General features: G+C 63.0%; 15 protein-coding genes and 1 pseudogene. 13 read left to right on the top strand and 3 right to left on the bottom strand.

Annotation, left to right across the window (positions count from 1 at the left end):
- The first annotated feature begins 68 nt into the window (after positions 1 to 68).
- The 10 genes from ACOJSJ_RS02190 (at position 69) to ACOJSJ_RS02235 (ending at position 12085) form a co-directional block, all read left to right on the top strand.
- A complete protein-coding gene (locus ACOJSJ_RS02190; RefSeq protein WP_420143351.1) occupies positions 69 to 1106 on the top strand; it encodes an arabinan endo-1,5-alpha-L-arabinosidase in 1038 nt (345 codons plus the stop codon).
- Positions 1107 to 1144: 38 nt separating this feature from the next.
- The gene (locus ACOJSJ_RS02195) at positions 1145 to 2584 is read left to right on the top strand and encodes a family 43 glycosylhydrolase (protein WP_420143352.1); all 1440 of its coding nucleotides are present in this window, start codon (positions 1145 to 1147) and stop codon (positions 2582 to 2584) included.
- Between the two features lie 250 nt (positions 2585 to 2834).
- Positions 2835 to 5438, top strand: coding sequence for a TonB-dependent receptor (locus tag ACOJSJ_RS02200; RefSeq protein ID WP_420143353.1), 2604 nt, complete (start codon positions 2835 to 2837; stop codon positions 5436 to 5438).
- A 138-nt stretch (positions 5439 to 5576) separates the two neighbouring features.
- A complete protein-coding gene (locus ACOJSJ_RS02205; RefSeq protein ID WP_420143354.1) occupies positions 5577 to 7637 on the top strand; it encodes an MGH1-like glycoside hydrolase domain-containing protein in 2061 nt (686 codons plus the stop codon).
- A gap of 91 nt (positions 7638 to 7728) precedes the next feature.
- Positions 7729 to 8412 carry a TetR/AcrR family transcriptional regulator gene (locus ACOJSJ_RS02210; protein ID WP_420143355.1) on the top strand — a complete coding sequence of 228 codons (684 nt, stop codon included), beginning with the start codon at positions 7729 to 7731 and terminating at the stop codon, positions 8410 to 8412.
- Positions 8413 to 8524: 112 nt separating this feature from the next.
- Positions 8525 to 9700 carry an amine dehydrogenase large subunit gene (locus ACOJSJ_RS02215; RefSeq protein ID WP_420143356.1) on the top strand — a complete coding sequence of 392 codons (1176 nt, stop codon included), beginning with the start codon at positions 8525 to 8527 and terminating at the stop codon, positions 9698 to 9700.
- A 2-nt stretch (positions 9701 to 9702) separates the two neighbouring features.
- On the top strand, positions 9703 to 10245 hold the full coding sequence (locus tag ACOJSJ_RS02220) for a MauE/DoxX family redox-associated membrane protein (protein WP_420143357.1): 543 nt from the start codon (positions 9703 to 9705) through the stop codon (positions 10243 to 10245).
- Complete coding sequence (locus tag ACOJSJ_RS02225) at positions 10246 to 10848, top strand: methylamine utilization protein MauD (RefSeq protein WP_420143358.1); 603 nt, start codon at positions 10246 to 10248, stop codon at positions 10846 to 10848.
- Between the two features lie 22 nt (positions 10849 to 10870).
- Positions 10871 to 11416, top strand: coding sequence for a methylamine dehydrogenase (amicyanin) small subunit (mauA, locus tag ACOJSJ_RS02230; RefSeq protein WP_420143359.1), 546 nt, complete (start codon positions 10871 to 10873; stop codon positions 11414 to 11416).
- A 135-nt stretch (positions 11417 to 11551) separates the two neighbouring features.
- The gene (locus ACOJSJ_RS02235; RefSeq protein WP_420143360.1) at positions 11552 to 12085 is read left to right on the top strand and encodes a c-type cytochrome; all 534 of its coding nucleotides are present in this window, start codon (positions 11552 to 11554) and stop codon (positions 12083 to 12085) included.
- A gap of 142 nt (positions 12086 to 12227) precedes the next feature.
- Here ACOJSJ_RS02235 and ACOJSJ_RS02240 read toward each other — a convergent pair whose 3' ends face one another.
- From ACOJSJ_RS02240 to ACOJSJ_RS02250, 3 genes are all read right to left on the bottom strand, one after another.
- Entirely contained in the window at positions 12228 to 13004 is a 777-nt protein-coding gene (locus tag ACOJSJ_RS02240) for a hypothetical protein (RefSeq protein WP_420143361.1), read from the bottom strand.
- 182 nt (positions 13005 to 13186) lie between these two features.
- On the bottom strand, positions 13187 to 13489 hold the full coding sequence (locus ACOJSJ_RS02245) for a hypothetical protein (protein WP_420143362.1): 303 nt from the start codon (positions 13487 to 13489) through the stop codon (positions 13187 to 13189).
- Between the two features lie 289 nt (positions 13490 to 13778).
- Entirely contained in the window at positions 13779 to 16436 is a 2658-nt protein-coding gene (locus ACOJSJ_RS02250; RefSeq protein ID WP_420143365.1) for a TonB-dependent receptor, read from the bottom strand.
- Positions 16437 to 16865: 429 nt separating this feature from the next.
- Between ACOJSJ_RS02250 and ACOJSJ_RS02255 the strand changes: the two genes are divergently transcribed.
- From ACOJSJ_RS02255 to ACOJSJ_RS02265, 3 genes and pseudogenes are all read left to right on the top strand, one after another.
- Complete coding sequence (locus ACOJSJ_RS02255; RefSeq protein WP_420143363.1) at positions 16866 to 18878, top strand: sulfotransferase; 2013 nt, start codon at positions 16866 to 16868, stop codon at positions 18876 to 18878.
- A gap of 115 nt (positions 18879 to 18993) precedes the next feature.
- Positions 18994 to 19776 carry an LPS export ABC transporter ATP-binding protein gene (lptB, locus tag ACOJSJ_RS02260; RefSeq protein ID WP_420143364.1) on the top strand — a complete coding sequence of 261 codons (783 nt, stop codon included), beginning with the start codon at positions 18994 to 18996 and terminating at the stop codon, positions 19774 to 19776.
- A 45-nt stretch (positions 19777 to 19821) separates the two neighbouring features.
- Positions 19822 to 20483 (top strand): annotated as a pseudogene (locus tag ACOJSJ_RS02265) (RNA polymerase sigma-54 factor); the annotation flags it as partial.

Raw genomic sequence — 20483 nt, forward strand, 5'->3', positions numbered from 1 at the left:
AGTTGAAACGTTGGAACTGGGCTCCTGCCTTCGCAGGAGCACGTGGTTTTATCTATGGAGAGGTCGCCATGGCCCGACAACTCACACTCGCACTGACGGGCCTCGCTTTGCTCGCAGCCATTGGACCCACCTCAGCCCAGCAACCAACTGCCAAGTCTCCCGCGACGCTCAACGATCGCCTGACCGGCGATCTCGTCCCCACCCATGATCCCGTCATCGCCCGCGAAGGCGACAGCTATCATGTGTTCAGCACCGGCCATGGCAAGCGGCTGATCGAAACCCGCACCTCGCCCGACCTTATCCACTGGACGGCGGGCGATCCGATCTTCACCGCCCTGCCCGCATGGGCCAGGGAAGCGATCCCCGGCAGCGACGGCATGTGGGCGCCCGACATTTCCTATGTGAACGGCCGCTATCGCCTCTATTATTCGGTCTCGACCTTCGGCTCCAACCGCTCCGCCATCGGCCTCGCCACCAGCCCGACGCTGGACCCCAAGGCGAAAAATTACGGTTGGCGCGACGAAGGGCTGGTCGTCATGTCCACCAGGGACAGCGACTATAACGCCATCGACCCCAATTTCATCATCGACCGCGAAGGATGCCACTGGCTCAGCCTCGGCAGTTTCTGGACCGGCATCAAGCTGTTCGAACTGGACCCCAAAAGCGGCAAGCCCAAAGATCCGAAGGCCGCGCCTGTATCCATCGCCCGCCGCCCCGCACCCGCTGGCGGTCCGGCCCCGGTGGAGGCGCCCTTCATCGTCGACCATGGCGGCTATTACTGGCTGATGGTCAGCTATGATTATTGCTGCAAGGGCGCGAACAGCACCTATTACACCGTCATGGGCCGTTCCAAAGACATCACCGGCCCCTATCTGGGCAAGGATGGCAGTCCCCTGATGGAGGGCGGCGGCACCATCTTCCTGCGCGCCGACCTTCAGGAACAGCAGCGTTTCCGCGGCCCCGGCCATGCGGGCTGGCTGCATGACCGGGACGGCAAAGATTATGTCGTCTACCACGCCTATGACAAGCAGGCGAACGGCGCCCCCACCCTGCGCATCGCCCCGGTTCGATGGGGGGCTGACGGCTGGCCCCAAGCCGAATATTAAAGCTATTTAGTCCGACTACTCCCTGGAGAGACGCAAAAATGCCCTTCGACCTGTCCCGCCGCGGCTTCATCGGCAGCGCCGCCGCCCTGTCCGCCATTCCCGCTGCCCTGCCGCTCAGCGCGCAGGCCAAATCCAACAAAATCGACGCCCCCGTCGCCGTCAACCCGCTGGTGAAGCAGCGCGCCGACGCGCAGGTTTTCCGCCATGACGACGGCTATTATTATCTGACCGGATCGGTGCCGGAATATGATCGCCTCGTCCTGCGCCGGTCGAAAACGATCGCGGGCCTTGCCACTGCGAAAGAAGCCGTGCTGTGGCGCCATGAAAAGAGCGGCCCGCGTTCGGGCTATATCTGGGCGCCCGAACTCCACCAGATCGACGGCAAATGGTATATGTATTTCGCCGCCGGTCCCGCGGGCGGCGGGGACGACGTGTTCCGCATCCGCACCTATGCCATCGTCTGCGACGGCGCCGATCCGATGACCGGCAAATGGAGCGTCGCGGGCGAAATGCAGACGCCGTGGGACAGCTTCAATCTCGATTCGACCAGCTTCGTGCACAAGGGCGTGCGCTATTTCGCCTGGGCGCAGCGCGAACCCGGCATCGAAACCAATTCGAACCTCTATATCGCAAAGCTGGAATCGCCGCTGAAACTGGGCGAAACGGTCACGCGCCTCACCGTGCCCACGCTCGACTGGGAAGTGCGCGGCTACAAGGTGGCGGAGGCGCCGGCCGTTCTTCATCGCAACGGCCGCCTGTTCATGACCTATTCGGCCAGCGCGACCGACGACCGCTATTGCCTTGGCCTTTTGACGGCAGACGAAAATGCCGACCTGCTGGATGCCAAAAGCTGGACCAAGTCGCCCGTTCCGGTCTTCGTCAGCAATGAACAGACCAGCGTCTATGGCCCCGGCCACAACAGCTTCACCGTGGATGAAAAGGGGCGCGACATCCTCGTCTACCATGGCCGCGACTATAAGGCGATCCAGGGCGATCCGCTGCTCAACCCCGACCGCCACACCCGCGTCCAGCGCCTCTATTACGCCGCCGACGGCACCCCCGATTTCGGCGTGCCGGTGGGCAACGGCCCGATCCCCGAACGCTTCATTTCGGCGGCGCACCCCACATCGCTGCTGGCCCATGACGGCATGCAGCTGATCGGCGGCAACCCGACTCTGGCCCAGACCCAGTTCCGCCAGACGCCCGGCCGCGCGGGCAAGCAGAGCGTTATGCTGTCCCCCATCCTGATGCCCGATCATTATCTGGTCGCAAACAAGGATGGGTCGGTCACGCTGGAACAGGACAGCAAATCGGCCGATTTCTCGCTGCGCAGCCAGTTCGTCCGGCTGGAGGAAAAGGGCGCGGATCTGCTCCGCTTCGCCGCCATCGCGGTGCCGGGCAAGGCGCTGGGTCTGGCCGATGGCCGTATCGGCCTCGTCGGCAGCCGTGACACGACCGCCTACTGGCGCGCTGACTGACGGAACAAGTCCGACAAATCATATGATGAATGAGGTCGATTGCCCTGCGCGATCGGCCTCTTTTGCTTTGTGCCTCGGCATTTCCGCCGGGGATTCCGTACTTTTCCTACCATGCGGCATATTTGTCACAAGCGATCCCATTTCGTGGGACCACTCATCAAGATTCCGCTTGCGATTCATTTGTCGGAGCAATAATTAGTCCGAGTAATTCATGCATGGCCCAAGTGCCAGCTTTAGGGGAGGAATCCAGATGGCTTTCAAGCCGGTCGCACTCGCATCCGCATCCATATTCGCACTCATGCTGCCCTTCGCCGTACAGGCGCAGGACGCGGCCACCACCGCCGCACCGCAGGGCGATGAGCCAGCAGACATCGTCGTCACCGGCGTTCGCGCCTCGCTCGCCAGCGCGCAGCGTATCAAGCAGAATTCGGTCCAGATCGTTGATTCGATCGTTGCGCAGGACATCGGCAAACTGCCCGACAACACGGTGTCTGACGCCCTTCAGCGCGTGACCGGTGTGCAGGTGACCCGTGCAGGCGGCGAATCAACCACGGTCCTCATTCGCGGCCTGCCCAACACCGCCACCCTGCTCAATGGCCGCGAAGCCTTCACCGGCACGGCACGTGGCATCGCGCTTCAGGACATTCCGGCCGAACTGCTGGCAGGCGTCGATGTCTACAAGACCAGCACCCCGGATCTGGTCGAAGGCGGCGTTGCGGGCGTCATCGACGTGCGCCTGCGCCGCCCGTTCGATTTCAACGGTTTGCAGATCGCCGGCGGCGGCCGTGCCGTTTACAGCGATCAGGCTGGAAAATGGGGTTATCTGGGCAGCCTGCTGGTCAGCAACCGTTGGGAAACGTCCATCGGTGAAATCGGCATCATGGCGTCCGCGTCGCACAACCGCCGCCGTTATGAAGACAATACGGCATTCGATTTCGTATCGAACCCGATCGCCGATCCGGCCACCGGCAATCAGGTCGGCGTTCCCGACACCGTGGGCGGCCTCTATACCAAGGGTGATCGTCGCCGGACCGCCTATAATGCGTCTGTTCAGTGGCGCCCTGCCCCCAATCTCGAATTTTACGTCGACGGCCTCTACACCCAGTATAAGAATCGCTTCGACACCGACTTCTTCGTCGGCCTGCCCAAGGCCGGCAATGTCACATCGATCACGCCCAACCCCGATTATCCGGGCCTGGCCAATGGGGTAGTCGTCGAAAACGCCTATACCATCACCAGCAATCAGGCCTATCAGGACAAGACGACCACCTACCAGATCAACGGTGGCGTAAAGTATGAAACGGACGACAACACCACGCTGACGACCGAAATCACCTATAACCGCAGCCGCCTGCCCAACCGCAACATGATCGTCGACACGTCGTTCAACGCGCCAAAGGCGACCTATAATTTCGACAATGGCGGCACGCCGCAGATCGACATCGAAGGCGTCGACCTGACCGATCCGTCGAACTTTACGCTGCGCACCCTGTTCGACAACCACAGCATCGCGATCAGCCGTCAGTGGGCCTGGCGTGGCGACGTCGAACATAAATTCGACGAAGGCTTCCTGTCGAATTTCAAGATCGGCGCACGCTACACCAACCGCCGCGTCACGTCGCAGGCGACGGCATCGATCCCGATCACTGCTGCAAACCCGGTTCTGGTCAGCACCCTGCCCAGCGATTTCTGGGATCTGTCCCCCAATGGTCTGGTCAAGGGCAAGGTTGGCATCGGCCAGTTCCTCGATGCCAATGGCGACTATCTGCTCGACAACAGCGATACCGTGCGCGGCTGGTTCGGTCAGGCCGCGGGCGATCGTCCGTTCGAACCCAATCTGGCCTTCTTCAATAATGAAAAAACCTACGCCTTCTACGCGCAGGCGGGTTATCGCTTCGACCTGGGCTCGGTCCCGGTTGACGGCGTCTTCGGTGTCCGTGTCGTGAACACCGTAACCGCGCTTGCGGGCAATGGCGTCAGCAGCAATCAGAATTATCTGAACGCCCTGCCCAGCATCAATGCGCGCTTTGGCCTGATGGACAATCTGCAGCTGCGTCTGGCCGCTGGCAAGACCATCACCCGCCCGAACTTTGCCGATCTCAACCCGCTTGTGACCTATGTACCCAGCGGATCGACCGGTAATCAGGGTTATGCCGGCACCGGCGGCGGCGGCAATCCCGCCCTGACGCCGATCAAGTCGGACGCCTACGACATCACGCTGGAATATTATCCCAGCCGCAACTCGTCGATCACGGCGGCCGGTTTCTATCGCAAGATTTCGGGCTATATCCAGACCTACTCCCAGCCTGAAGAATATCTGGGCGACACGTGGCTGGTGAATCGTCCGCGCAATACCGGATCGGGTTCGCTTAAGGGCGTGGAACTGGCCTATCAGCAGTTCTTCGACTTCCTGCCCGGCGCACTCAGCGGCCTGGGCGCCCAGCTGAACGGCACCTACACCGTCGGCAAGACGCAAGACCCGATCAACGGCGGCGATCAGCGTATCGTCAACGTGTCGAAATATTCGTACAACGTCGTCGCGATCTACGAAAAATACGGTGTGTCGGCACGTCTGGCCTATAACTGGCGCTCCAGCTTCGTGGACAGCTATAATTCGGGCGGCGTTCAGGCTAGCACCATCGTCGCGGAACCGACCGGACAGCTGGACTTTTCGGCCAGCTATGACGTGACCCCTGCGATCACGGTCACGTTCGATGCCACGAACATCACCGACCGGACCTATCAGGACCGCTTCAACGGCCTGAACTCGCTGACCGGCGTATATAGCAACACGCCGCGTGACACGCGCACCTATGATCGTACTTTCGAGTTCGGCGCACGTTTCCGCTTCTAAAGAGTGCCATGGGGCGCGGCGCCTCCTCGCTGCGCCCCATTTTCATGGCGGCCGTTTCGGGATGACTCTCCACATCCCGGACCGGCCGCCATATTCATATATGACTGACAAATATGTGACCGACAGGGAGGACGTGGGATGCGCGCGATGAGGATGCTGCTACTGGCCGGGGCCGCGATGATCGGGATCGGCGCCGCCTCCCCGCCCGCCCCCCCGCCCGCCACGCCAGCGCCGCAGATGGACCGCGACGCCATCGGGCATCAGCGCTTCGGCAATGACGCGCCCTGGTATCGCGACCGCATCCCCTTCTTCGAATCCGCCGATCCGCTAATCGACGCGGTCTATTATTATCGCTGGCAGATTTTCCGCGGGCATCAGCGCGATCTGGGTACAGACGGCTATATCACCACCGAATTTTTCGACGATGTCGACTGGCAACGCCATCCCTATGCCAGCCTGAACGACGCCAGCGGATTTCATATCGGCGAAGGGCGCTGGCTGAACGACCGCCGCTTCACCGACGACTATATCAATTTCATGTATCGCAGCGGCGGCAACGACCGCCATTTTACCGATCATATGGCCGACAGTGTCTGGGGCCGCTATCTGGTTGACGGCGACCGGGCCGACGCGATCGAACATCTGCCCGTCATGAACCACATCTATCGCCTGTGGGACGACAAGTTCGATTTCGACAAGGGCCTCTATTTCGTGGAGCCTCTGCTCGACGCCACCGAATATACCGTGTCGTCGATCGACTCGTCGGGCGGCAAGGACGGCTTCCGGGGCGGCGACGCCTTCCGCCCATCCGTAAACAGCTATATGTTCGCCAACGCCCGCGCCCTGTCGAAAATGGCGGAAATGGCGGGGAACAGGGGCATGGCTGCCGATTATGCCGCCCGCGCCGACGCCCTGCAAAAACGCGTCCTCGATGATCTGTGGTCAGACAGGCTCGGCCACTTCATCGACCGGCACCAGTCGCGCAAGAACGCCTTCGTCAATTACTGGGACCCGATCCGCAACCGCGAACTGGTCGGCTATCTGCCATGGATGTTCGACCTCGTCCCCGACGATGCGAAATATGCCGCCGCATGGGCGCATCTGCTCGATCCCGCATCGCTGGCGGGCCAGGCGGGCATGCGCACGGTGGAGGCGAATTACGAATATTATATGCGCCAGTACCGCTATCTGGGCAAAGACCCCGAATGCCAGTGGAATGGCCCCATCTGGCCCTATCAGACGACGCAGGTGCTGCATGGCATGGCCAATCTGCTCGACCACCGGCAACAAACCGGCCCTGTCACCCGCAGCGTCTATATGCGCCTGTTGCGCCAATATGCCGCGCTTCACTATCAGGGGACGGGCAAGGACCGGCGACTGGATCTGGAGGAGGATTATCATCCCGAAACCGGCCAGCCGATCGTCGGCCTCGACCGCAGCCACCATTATTTCCATTCGGGCTTCATCGACCTGATCCTGACCGGCCTTGTCGGCATCCGCCCGCGCCCCGACGACGTGCTGGAGGTGAACCCGCTGCTGCCCGACGCTGGCGACAGTCAGGCGCTGCCATGGTTCCGGGTGCAGGACGTTCCCTATCATGGGCACAGGGTCGCGGTGACATGGGATGCGGACGGCAGCCACTACGGGCGCGGCAAGGGCCTTTCGATCGAGGTCGACGGCCGCGAAGTCGCCCGCCGCGACACGCTCGCCCGAATCGAACTGCCGCTGTCCCGCGCCGCAACGCCCGTCATCGCCCGCCCGATCAATCTGGCGGTGCAGCTGGTGCGCGGACATTATCCGATGGGGTCGGCGTCCACCAATACGGACATGGAAAATGTTCATGACGCCATCGATGGGCGCGTCTGGTTCTTCCCCGAACTGCCCAATGGCTGGTCGTCGGCGCCTTCTCCCGCGCAACAATGGTTTGCCATCGACCTTGGCCGGCCCACCCACCTTGCCCGCGCGGAACTGGCCTTTTTCGCCGATGGCAAGGGTTTCGCCGTCCCGCAAAGCTATCGCCTGCAAGCATGGGTGGACGGCGTCTGGCGCGATATCGCCACGCCAAAGGGCAGCCCGCTCGCCAATGGCGTCACCGACCTGCGCTTTGAAAAAATCCGCGCCGCCAGGGTCCGGCTGCTCTTCACGCAGGCGATGGGCAAAGCCGTCCGACTGGCCGAATTCAAACTCTTTGGGGACTAGATAACGAAGGACCGGGAAAAACCCGCCATCGCCGACCTATCTTTGCTGGCCACCGCTGGAAAGCGGTGATAGAGCATCCAATATAGGTCAGATGACGCAGACAATCGCCCCCTCCCGTCCCGGCATTTATGCCAAGGGTACAGAAACCGTCGATGCCATTTTGAAGGCCGCGATGGACGTACTGATTGACGAGGGCGCGGATGCCTTTACCATCCGTCGCATCGCCGCGCGATGCGACATGAAGGTGGGCAATGTGAGCTATCATTTTCCGCGTAAGGAAATGCTGATCCAGTTCCTGCTGGACGAACTGGTCGACAGCTATGGCAAGCTGCTCGACGAAGTCGTTCAGAAACCCGGCCTCAATGCCGAAGAACGGCTGAAACTGGTCATCATCCTGTGCTTGGACGACATCGGGTCGAAACGCACGACGCATCTTTTCACCGAATTATGGGCACTTGCCAATCATAATGCGGTGGTTGCCGAACGGGTGAAGGGCTTTTACGATCGCGTCCATGGCGTGATCGGCGATCATGTCGCCGCCATCAATCCGGCCCTGTCGCCCGACGATGTGCGCACCGTCGCCCTGTTCATCAGCGCGACGATGGAGGGCGCCACGCCCTTCCTTGGCCATGGCAAACCATGGGCCGACCGCATGCCCGCCTTCACCGCGCTGGCCGTGCAATCGCTGGTGACGCTGGCCCGCACCGCGACCTCGGCGGACATCGCCGCGCTGGCCCCGGTGGCGGTCGGCGCGCGGGAACCCGAACTGGCCTGATCCTGCCGCGCCGCAACATTTATTTGTTGCCATGCCGTGTCGCCCCTTGACCGAATCTGGACAGCTGTCAAACCTTGTTCCTGACGCAGCAGGCACAGGGGGTTTAGCCAGCATGTCGACCATCACACGCAGGATTTTCGCCATCCTATCGTTCGCGCCGTTCCTGGTCGGCGCCTCGCTCGCGCAGGCCGCGCCCGCCGATACGAAGGCATCGGTCGAACCCGAAGAATCCGACGTCCTGACCATCGATCCGCCAAAGCCGACATGGTTCTATGTCGATGGCGGGTGGGACATGCCGGGCACAAGCATCTTCGACGGCGAAACCGGCAAGATGAAGGGGATGGTCGAAACCCGTCGCCTCGCCGACATGGCGATCGATCCCAGGGGCCAATATTATTATGTCGCCGAAACCATCTGGTCGAAGGGGGATCGTGGCACCCGACAAGACATGGTCACCGTCTATGACAGCAGGACGCTGAACCTCGTCACCGAAATCCCCCTGCCCGGCCGCATCCTCATCGGGTCGCGCAAGAATAATTTCATCGTCAGCGATGATGGCAAGACCGGCTATATCTATGATTTCAGCCCGACATCGGGCGTCAACATCGTGGACCTCGCGAAAAAGAAATTCACCGCCGCGATCGAACTCCCCGGCTGCGCCAGCCTGATGCCCAATCCGGGCGTCGGCTTTTCCGCGCTCTGTTCGGACGGGTCACTGGCAACCGTGGCGATCAAGGGGGCAAAGGGCGACATCAGCCACAGCGCGCCTTTCTTCGACGCGACCAACGATCCGATCTTCGACAATTTCGCCTATGACCGCAAGAAGAAGCAGAGCGTCTTCCTGACCTATACCGGGCAGATCTACACGGCGCAGATCAGCGCGACGCCCACCATCGCCGCGCCCTTTTCGATTCAGGCGGCGGCGGGCGTGCGCACCGGCGACCCAAAGCCGCTGGACGTCAACTGGTATCCCGGCGGCCGCCAGCCCATGGCGCTGCATCGCGCGACCGGCATGCTGTTCGTGCTGATGCACAAGGGCGAATATTGGTCGCACAAGGCACCGGGCGAAGAAGTGTGGCAGGTCGACGTCGTCGCGCAAAAGGTCGTGAAACGCTTCACTCTGAAAGACCCCATGGGCAATATCGAAGTGTCCCAGACCGACAAACCCCTGCTCTACATGAATAATGAAAAGAGCGAAGTGCTGGTGCTGGACGTCACCACCGGTGAGGAAAAGCACAAGATCGAGCGCGCCGGGAACAGCAGCATCACCGTGGCGGAGGCTTACTGACCGTGGCCCTGCTGGGGGAACAGGCGCTGGCCCTGTTCGGCCTGACCGCATCTCTCGCCGTCGGGCTGCTCTTCCTGATCGCGGGCGTCGATCAGTGGCGGCATCGCGCGCTGCTGCCCGGCGTCATCGCCAATTACCGCCTGCTGCCCCGACGGCTGCTCATGCCCGCAGCCAGAGCGCTGCCCCTGGCGGAGGTCGCAACCGGCGCCGCGCTGCTGATCGGCCTGCATCCGCTGGCCGTCCTGACGGGCATGGCGCTGCTGCTGCTCTTTGCAGGCGCGATGGCGATCAATATCGCGCGCGGGCGCGGCCATATCGATTGCGGTTGCGGTCACGGGGCGCTGCGCCACCCGATCGGCTGGCCGCTGGTGACGCGCAACGTCATGCTGGCCGCGCTGCTCGCCCTGCGCCTGCCGCCCGCGCCTGCCTTTACCATGATGGACATCGCCACGGCCACCGCCGGGGGCATCGCCATCACGCTGCTCTGCCTGCTGTTCCAGTCGCTGGCCGCGCTTGCCGCATCGCCCGCGCATCGGAGATCCTAAATGCTGACCTCGCTCATCATCTCCCAGATCGTCTCATGGATCGTCATCATCGGCCTGACGGTCGCACTGCTGGCGCTGGCGCGGCAGGTCGGCGTGCTGCATATCCGTGTTGCCCCGGCCGGCGCGCTCGCGACCGGTGGCGGCCCGGCGGTCGGCGGCGCGGTCGGCGCCATTGCCACCCGCACGATCGACGGCCAGCCGATCGGCATCGGCGGCCACGCCCATGGCGTGAAACTGCGCCTGCTGCTGTTCGTGTCCGCCCAATGTCCGCTGTGCAAGGCGGTGATCCCCATGGCATTGAGCTTTGCGAAGGCCGAACGCGTGGCGCTGACCTTCGTGGGGGACGACGATGTCGCGGCCCAGCGCGCGATGATCGCCCAGCATGGGCTGGAGGGTCAGGCTTTCGTCAACGGTCCCGAAGTCGGGCAGGCGTATCAGGTCGCCAAACTGCCCTTCGCCATATTGCTGGACGAAGAAGGCGCGATCCTGTCCAAGGGGCTGGTCAACAGCCGCGAGCATCTGGAAAGCCTGATCGTCGCGCATGAAATGGGGATCGCCACGGTGCAGGATTATATCGGCGGGCTAAAGGCGCAGGCGGCCTGAGGGATATTGGGGGGCAAGACATATGAAAAAATTCAACGCCGACGCCATGGGCGAAAAGCTGCTCCGTAAATTTGCGGGCGGCACCTCTCGCCGGTCGATGCTCTCGCGCCTTGGCGCTGCACTCGTCGCCGCGCCTGCCTTCCCGCTGCTGCCCGTCAGCCGCGCCGAAGCCGCCAAGCCCGACCGTTCGCCCGAAGCCAAGACCTTCTTCGCCCGCACCGCGCAGACGAAGGACGACACCAAATGCGATTACTGGCGCTATTGCGCGATCGACGGGGCACTGTGCACCTGTTGCGGCGGCGGCATTCACAGCTGCCCGCCGGGTGCGGAGCCTTCCCCGGTCAGCTGGGTCGGCACCTGCATCAACCCGGACGATGGCAAGGCCTATCTGATCGCCTATCGCGACTGCTGCGGCAAACCCGCCTGCGGTCAGTGCGGCTGCGACAATACCGATCGCGAAACCCAGCTTTACATGCCGCAACTCAATAATGACGTCATCTGGTGCTTTGGCACCACCAGCATGGAATATCATTGCTCCACCGCGGTGCTGGTCGGCGCGGCCAGCTGACCGCTCTTTTCCCATGCGCTGCCGCTATGACCACCGTTCGCTTCAAGCGCAGTCGAGAAGCATCCGCGTGGCATATGCGGCCTCGCGCTGGTCGGAACATAGGGCGCGAACCGGCATGAACATGGATGAAGGGACATGAAGCGGATTCATGCCCCCACGGCTCGCACCCTGTCCTGCGCCGCGCTCCTGCTCCTTGGCGCGACCGCGACCCTGCGCGCTGCGCTGCCGCCCATGGGGCCGCTGCCCGTCGCCATTACCGATCCCGACATGGCGCGCGCCGACTATGTCGAACAATGCGCCGGGTGCCATGGCGTGTCGGGCAGCACCGCGCCCGCGCAGCTGCCCGAACTGCGTGGCCGGGTCGGCTGGTTCCTCTGCACGCCGCAGGCCCGCGCCTATCTGATCCGCCTGCCCAATGTCGCGCACAGCCGGATCCGGGATAATCAGCAGCTAGCCGACATGATGAACTATGTCGTCTTCGGTCTGGGCGGGGCCAGCGCCCCGCGCCATGCCGCCCCCTTCACCGCCGAAGAAATCGCCCGCGAACGGCAACTGCCGCTGTCCACCACCACGCTGAAGGCCGAACGCGCGCGTCAGGTGGAAAGCGCCATCCGGCAATGCGGCGCGCCCGCATCGCTACGCCTGCTCTATCCGGGGCAAAAGGGCTGAATGACAAAATGGCCCGGCATGCGCAGACATGCCGGGCCAGTGAAGAAGTGCCGCCTTCGAAAAGACGAACCTTCGGGTCGCACCTGCCGTCTATCGCCGGGCTGCGCCAGCCTGAATAATCCATCCGGGTTATGCGGCGATTTTATTCGTTCATGCCCACGGCCGCTTCCCCGCCCTGCGGCTGCGCCGCCGCCTTCAGGAAAGGCTGCACGCGCAGACGCGGGAAAACCTCCTCGATCGGCTTGCTGTCGGGCAGGATATAGACATACCCGCCCTTCTTGCGGAACAGCGGGCTGACCTTCTGCCGGTAAAACAGCTTGGGCACGTTGATGCAGCCGAATGTGATGCGGTTGTCGCTTATCTCCGGCGACAGCATCCGCTGCGTGCGCTTTTCCTTGGGATTACCCGGCGGGATGGTGTGCAGCGCGACCGACGTCGCATAATCGACCCACAACACCTGCTGCTTGCCCGCAGCCACGCCGAATTTCGCCAGAAACCGCCCGGCCGGGGTCGTCTTTTCCGCCGGACCGATTTCGGACAGGTTCTTGGACCCGATCCCCGGCGTCGCATCGTCGCCCGGCGCGATGCCGATCAGCACCGGCGCATCGGCCAGCGGTTTGCCCTTCGCATCGAACAGAAACGCATGCGCGCCCTGCTTGTCGATGATGATATAGGGCAGCGCGCGATTATCCCCGGCCGACGACACCCATTCGGCCACCCGCATCGCGTCGGGCGTCAATGGCCTCGGCGGTTCGGCCTCCTTGACCGGTGCGGGCTTGGCCGCGGCCTTGCCCTTTGCGGCTTTCGATTTTGCCTTGGCCGATTTGCTCTTGGCCGATGGGGCCTTGGCGGGCGCGGCATGGACGGGCGTGGTCGCCGCGAGCATGATGCCCGCCAGCGCCAGAAAAGCTCGGATCATCCTGTGGAACACTCAAGAAAAGGGCCGACGCCAAGGGAAGCGCCGGCCCAGGGAAACTGGAACATCATGCGGAAAATGGGGGACCGTTTTTCCGCGCACGTGATGCGACGGCAAGAACCGGAACCTGCCCGGCGTCGGACCTGACGCCGTACGCTCCGGTCATGCCGAAACGCCAGCAGGCGTCAGTTGCGGGCGCGCTTGCGCTGGGCTTCCTGCATCCGCTGTTCCACGCTATCGACGCGACCGTTCAGCTGGTCGAGGCGCTGGCTGTTCTGCTGGGCCTGACCCGAAGCCGACTGTGCTTCGGCCAGCGCCTGCTGCGCAGTGGTATCGGTGGTCTGCAATTTCGCGTCGAGCGCATCCACGCGCTGGTTCACGGTGGCGACCTGTTCGCGGACGAACCCCTTCGTGGCGCAGCCACCCAGGCCCAGCGAACCGATCAATATCACGGCCAGCGGGGCCATTTTCGTCAGAGACGGCGACATGTTTTTCTCCTGTTGGTCAATAAACCGACATGTTTCCAAGCTCAGCGCCGTGGGTCCGACAATGCGATTCTGTCCGGCTGTGCATCCTCCCGGTCGAATTGAGTGGCTGTTACAATTTTACCTATTGCGCTGATATTGAACCTGAATTGTCGATTAATCCGATCGAGTCGGATGCGTTCAGTTGATCGGGTGCCAGCAACAATCCATCGCGCGGCCGAAACAATGTCGCCGCCGAATCACCGGTGATTCGGCGGCGACATTCAGTTTTCCGATAAAAGGCGGTGCGGCGTCAGAATTTCTGGCCGAACCGGATGCCGAAAAATTGCGGCTTGATCGGGAAGGTGCGCGACGACCCCGAACAGAAGTCGATCGAACAGAATGTATTGCGGGTCAGCTGCCCGCGCTTGTCGAACGCATTTTGCAGGAACAGGGTCAGGCTCCATCCATCCTTCTTCACCCCGCCTGAAAAATCGAAGCTGACAAAGCCCTTGGTGTTGCCCAGCAAGGCATTGCTCGCAACGTTCAGATCCTGCGTCGCGCCGGTCTGATACAGCGCCGCCCCCTGCAGGAAGGCGCGATAATCGCCGATGTCGGTATCGTATCGGATCGACGTCGTGCCCTTGAATTTGGGCTGGCGCGGCAGGCGCGTCCCGTTGGCAGCGGCGACCTGGGGCGTGGGCGGGGCCGATCCTTCGACGAATTGCCCCAGCGTACAGCTGCTCAGCTGCGAAATGGACAGCGTCTGCGTGTTGAGCGCGAAGTTGCAGAAATCGCCCTTCAGCTTTGCGTTGTTATAGGCGCCACTGGTGGAAATGGTGATCTGCCCCAGTTTCAGGTCGGCATCATATTCGATGCCCTTCACCTCCGCCTTGCCCGCATTGCCGGTCATGCCCGCGCCCTGCGCGCCGGACACGACCACGCCATATTGGATGTCGTTCCATTTTTCGAGATAGACCGCCGCGTTGAAGCGGAAGACATTATTCCATGCCGTCTTCACGCCCAGTTCGAAATTGGTCAGCGTTTCGGATTCGAACGGCGCCACCGTCACTAGCCGCCCCAGGCTGCGGATGCGCAGCGGCCGGTTGAAACCACCGGGGCGGAAACCGGTCGAATAGTTGAAATAGACCATCTTGTCGGGCCGGAACTGCCAGTCGAGCGCCACCTTGTGCGTCTCGCCATCTTCCTTGTACCGACCGGTCCCGTCGGCCGCGACCGGATTGGTGTTGATACAGGTCAGCCGCTCCGTCGCCGACAATGGCGTGTCGCACCCCAGCGCCGCCGCTGACGCCGCCACGCCCGCAAAGCCCTTCACCTTATAATCGGTCCAGAAATAACGGATGCCGCCGGTCAGCTTCAGCGTCGGGGTGATGTTGTAATGGCCTTCGGCGAAAATCGCCTTGTCATGGTACAGCTGGTCCTGCTCCACGAAATAGAAGGCATCGCCCTTCACCGCCTGCGTGCCCAGCAACATCGTGCCCAGCGGGTTGCCATTGGGGTTGATGACGTCGCTGGTGTCGAAGAAGGGATTGCCATCGTCGTCATAGGCAATGCCATACATGGCGGGCACGCCGATCAGGCCGCCGGGCACGTCGCCGCCGCCGGTCGCGGTATAGCCGGTGATCGTGTCCAGCCCGCGAATGGCGTAGCTGGTGTTCAGCTTGTTCGCCTGCCGCTGGTAAAATCCGCCGATGGTGACGTCGAACGGCCAATCCTTGGGCGTGCTGATCCGCAATTCCTGGGTGAATTTGTTGCGGTGCGTATCGGCATGATAATATTGGGTCGGGTCGATCAGAGAACAGCGCTGCGCCGCGCCGGTGCCGCTGCAATTGTCGAAAAATTGCAGATAGCTTTCATAACCCGGCCCGAACCCGTCATAGGTGACGGTATAATAGGTATAGTCATTCAGCGTGCGGGTGCGCCGTTTGAAATAGCCGGTCGCCGACACCACGTCCCAGTCGCCGATATGACCATGGATGGACAGTGCCGCCTGATACCAGCGGTCGTCATTCTTCGTCTGGTCATAATCATGGACTTCCAGATCGCCCACGCGCGGATCATAACCGAAATAGCCGTTCGCCACCTGTTTCTGCGCGGTGATGGACGGGTTGAACGACCATCCGTCGACCGGTTCCCACAGCAATTGCAACCGCCCGCCAAATTCGCGGATCGTGTTGTAGTCATCCTTGGCGATGTCGCTGTTGTTGAGGTTCCAGAAGGTGTTGGGATTATTGTCGCCTAGATTGTAGACGGCGGGCGATCCGTTGTTCAGCAATCCGTTGTTGGGCGTGTTGTCGATATAGCCGCCGTCGCGCCGATAATATCCCATGGCGCGCACGGCCAAAGTCTCGCTGACCGGCACGTTGATGTAGGATTCCAGCTGCCCGCCGAAATCGCCCTTGCCATATTTATTGGCTTCGACGTCATAACCGAATTCGAACTTGTCCAGCGTCGGCTTGTTGGTGATCAGGCGGATCGTGCCCGCCAGCGATCCCGCGCCATATAGCGTCCCCTGCGGCCCGGACAGCGCCTCCACACGTTCCATGTCATAGGCATGGATGTCGGGCACTTCGGTGCCGGTGATGGGCATGTCGTCCAGATAATAGCCGACGGAAGCATAGGCGCCGCCCGCAGGCACGATGCCGCGGAAAAAGGCGGTGTTGCGCCCCGGCCCGATCCCTTCGAACGACACGGACGGCAACAGGGTGGCGAAATCGCTGAGGCCCTTCACCTGCCGCTCGGCCAGCTTTTCCGCGCCCAGCGCCTGCATGGAAATCGGCACTTTCTGGATGCTCTGCGCGCTGCGCGTCGCGGTGACGACGATCTCGCCCAGCCCCTGACCGTCCGGCCCCTGCTCATCGGGCATCGTTGCCGGGTCGGCTGGCGATGTCTGGGCCATGGCGGGACTGGCGATCCCCGCCAATATGGTGGTCATCCCCAATAGCGCCATCACATGCGACCCGCGGCGAAACTGGCGGTGACGAGACTGGATTTTCATTATCGTCGGACTCCCCCTCGAATGAAATCACGCCTCCCGTCTCGCTCTCCCCGTTCATGCCCATGGCTTGCCCATGTGGCTTTGACGCAATGCACCCTGCCCCCTGCGGACATGATCCCGACCGATGCTGTCGCATATGCGCGAACCCGCGACCGGAACCGCGCTGCGATCCCGGCTCGCCGCGCATCGCACGACAGACCTGAAATGATGATACTACCCCATGGACGCTTATTCTTGACGTTCGTCCTGTTTCGATAATGTCGCAATGCAGGCAGGAGTCAACAGCTTACTTTGCTGGTTCGTGACAGGATTTTTCCGCCCGCATTGCGCATCTGCGAAATCCCGTTCATGCTGCATGCGAACCGGAAATAGGACATGTCCATGCCGTTATCCGCCCGCGCAAATGCCCGTCCTGTTCCCTTGGATCAGGCGCTGGCCCATGCCGCCCGCCTGCTGGAAAGCGATCCCGCCGCCGCGCTGGAACGGGCGGAAACCATCCTGCGGCAGGCCCCCGGCCTTCCCCCTGCGGACCTGATCGCGGGGCAGGCGCTCCGTCGCCTTGGCCGTCCGCAGGCAGCGCTGGCGCGCCTTGCCGCCCTTGCCCGCCGTCAGCCGCCCCTGCCCGCCATGCTGTGGGAAATGGCGCAGGCCGCCGACGATGCGGGCGACAGCGCACAGGCCATCGCCGCGCTGGACGCCCTGACCCGGCAGCAGCCCGGCATCGCGAGCGGCTGGTTCCTGCTCGCCACCCATCTGCGCCGCACCGGCCGGGCGGAGGCCGCATGGCGCGCCGACCTGTCGGGCGTCCACGCCTCCTCGCGCGATCGCATGCTGCTGGATTCGGCGATGGCGATGAATGCGGGCGACCTTGACGCCGCACAGGCGACACTCGCCGATCGCACCGATCCCCCCGCCATCCGCCTGTCGGGGGAGATTTTCTGGCGGCGCGGCGACATGAACCGCGCGCTGGAACAGGTCGAACGCGCGGTGGCACTGGCGCCGGGTTTCGACCTCGCCCGCGACTTCCTCATCCGCCTGCTGATCCAGAACAACCGGCTGACGGAGGCGCTGGATCATGCCGAAATCCTGATCCAATCGCCGCTGCGCCACCCCGGCTATGCCCTTATCAAGGCGTCCGTGCTGGTCCGACTGGGCGATCAGGACGGCGCGCGCGCCATTTACGAAGGCCTGCTCGCCGCCGATCCGGCCCAGCCGCAAATCTGGCAGAATCTCGGCCATGCGCTCAAAACGCTCGGCCATCAGCCACAGGCCGTCCATGCCTATCGACAGGCGGTGGGCCAGCAACCGACCATGGGCGAAGCCTGGTGGAGCCTCGCCAATCTGAAGACGGTCAGGCTGGACGTCGCCGACATCGCGACCATGCACGCCGCGCTCGCCACGCTGGCGCCCGACGCCGCCACCCGGCAGGAGGATATTTTCCACCTCCATTTCTCGCTGGGAAAGGCGCTGGAGGATGCGGGCGAAGACGCCGCTGCCTTTGCCCAATATGATGCCGGCAACCGCCTGCGCCGCACGCTGATCCACCACGACGCCGCCGAATTTTCCGCCGAAGTCGCCGCCGCGCGCGACTGCTTTTCCGCGCCCTTCATCGCATCCATGGGAACGGGCGGCTGCCCCGCGCCCGATCCGATCTTCATCGTCGGCCTGCCCCGCGCCGGGTCGACGCTGGTCGAACAGATCCTATCCAGCCACAGCGCGGTCGAAGGCACGATGGAACTGCCCGACATGATGATGATCGCGGGCCGTCTGCAATCGCGCGTGGATGAAGGGGAATTTGCCGATTTCGCCGCCATGGCCGCGTCGCTCACCCCCGCCGACCGCCTGCGCCTGGGTGAGGAATATATGGATCGCACCCGCATCCACCGGCAAACGGATGCGCCGCATTTCATCGATAAAATGCCCAACAACTGGCAACATGTCGGCCTCATCCACCTGATCCTGCCCAATGCCCGGATCATCGACGCGCGGCGGCACCCGATGGCCTGCTGCTTTTCGGGCTGGAAACAGCATTTCGCCCGTGGCCAGACCTTCAGCTACGACCTTGCCGACATCGGCGCCTATTATCGCGACTATGTCGCGGCGATGGCGGCGTTCGATGCCGCCATGCCCGGCCGGGTCCACCGCGTCCTTTACGAACGCATGGTCGCCGACACGCCGGGCGAAGTCGCCCGCCTGCTCGCGGCGCTGGGCCTCCCGTTTCAGGATGCCTGCCTTGCCTTCTGGGCCAACCGACGCGCCGTGCGCACCGCCAGTTCCGAACAGGTGCGCCAGCCGATCTTCACCGACGGCCTCGACCATTGGCAACGTTTCGCGCCATGGCTGGGGCCGCTCGAACGGGCGCTCGGCCCGGCGCTGGCCGACTGGGACAAATAACGGCCTGCGATTTTACCCTTGCCCCGGCGGCAATCCCATGCACAAAGCTTGCCAATTGCCCTGTGCATCCCAAATTGCGGCGGACATACAGGCACAGGGCTGCAAGGATAGACGCATGAACGACGTGATGACCCCTGATCGGACGGCCCAGCGCCCGCAAATCCCGCAGGAAGTGGGCGAAGGCCTGTCGGTCATTTCCATCGCCAAAAGCTATGACAAGCGCGTCGTTCTGTCCGACGTGTCGCTGACCGTGGGCAAGGGCGAAGTGGTCGGCCTGCTCGGTCCCAACGGCGCGGGCAAGACGCCCTGCTTCTATTCGGTCATGGGCCTCGTGCGCCCCGATCATGGCCGCATCGTGCTGGATGGACAGGACATCACCAACCTGCCCATGTATCGCCGCGCCATCCTTGGCCTTGGCTATCTGCCGCAGGAAACGTCGATCTTTCGCGGCATGACCGTCGCGCAGAATATCGGCGCGGTGCTGGAAATGGCGGAGCCGGACAAGGACGCCCGCGAAGCGCGCCTTGAACAGCTGCTCTCCGAATTCGGCCTCACCCGCCTGCGCGATTCGGCGGCGATGGCGCTGTCGGGCGGCGAACGCCGCCGCTGCGAAATCGCCCGTGCGCTGGCCGCCAATCCCTCCATCGTGCTGCTGGACGAACCCTTTGCAGGCATCGACCCCCTGTCCATCGCCGACATTCGCGACCTTGTGAAGGATCTCAAGACCCGCGGCATCGGCGTTCTCATCACCGACCATAATGTGCGCGAAACGCTGGAAATCGTGGACCGCGCCTGCATCATCTATGGTGGTCAGGTGCTGTTTGCGGGCAATCCCACCGAACTGGTCGCCAACGCCGAAGTCCGCCGCCTCTATCTGGGCGAAAATTTCCAGCTCTGACATGATGACCGCGCGCCCCCTTCTGTCTGACAGGCGCAGCGGATAATGGCGCTCGGCCCGCGCCTCGACATTCGCCAGAGCCAGTCTCTGGTCATGACGCCCCAGCTTCAGCAGGCGATCAAGCTACTGACGCTGTCCAATCTGGAGGTTGAGGCGTTCGTCGCGGGCGAACTGGAAAAAAATCCGCTGCTCGAAACCGGCGGCGCGGATGATGGCGCGCCCGCGCCCGACGGCATCGACCGCAGCGTCGAACCGCCCACCCTGTCGGCCGAAAGCGGCGGCGCGGACGATCTGATCGCGCAGGGCCGTGGCGCGGCAGACAGCCCGCTCGACGTCGATCATGGCGCATCCAGCTTCATCGACGATGGTCCCGGCGACCGAATGGCCGACCGGATGGCCGAGCCTGCCCATGGCGCTGGCGGCGGCGGCGGCATGGACGCGCTATCGGCCGGCTATGGCGACGATGCGCCCGATTTCGACAGTTTCGCCGCGCCCGACATCGGCCTTCAGGAACATCTGATGGCGCAGGCCCGCGCCACGCTGTCGGGCATGGATCTGCTCATCGCCACCCAGCTGATCGGCCAGATCAGCGAAGCGGGCTATCTGGAGGCGAACCTGCTCCAGACCGCCCATGGCCTTGGCATCCCCCTGTTCGATGTCGAACGGGTGCTGGGCACCATCCACACATTCGACCCCACGGGCGTGGG

This window comes from Sphingobium sp. (assembly GCF_048594625.1).
Lineage (GTDB): Bacteria > Pseudomonadota > Alphaproteobacteria > Sphingomonadales > Sphingomonadaceae > Sphingobium.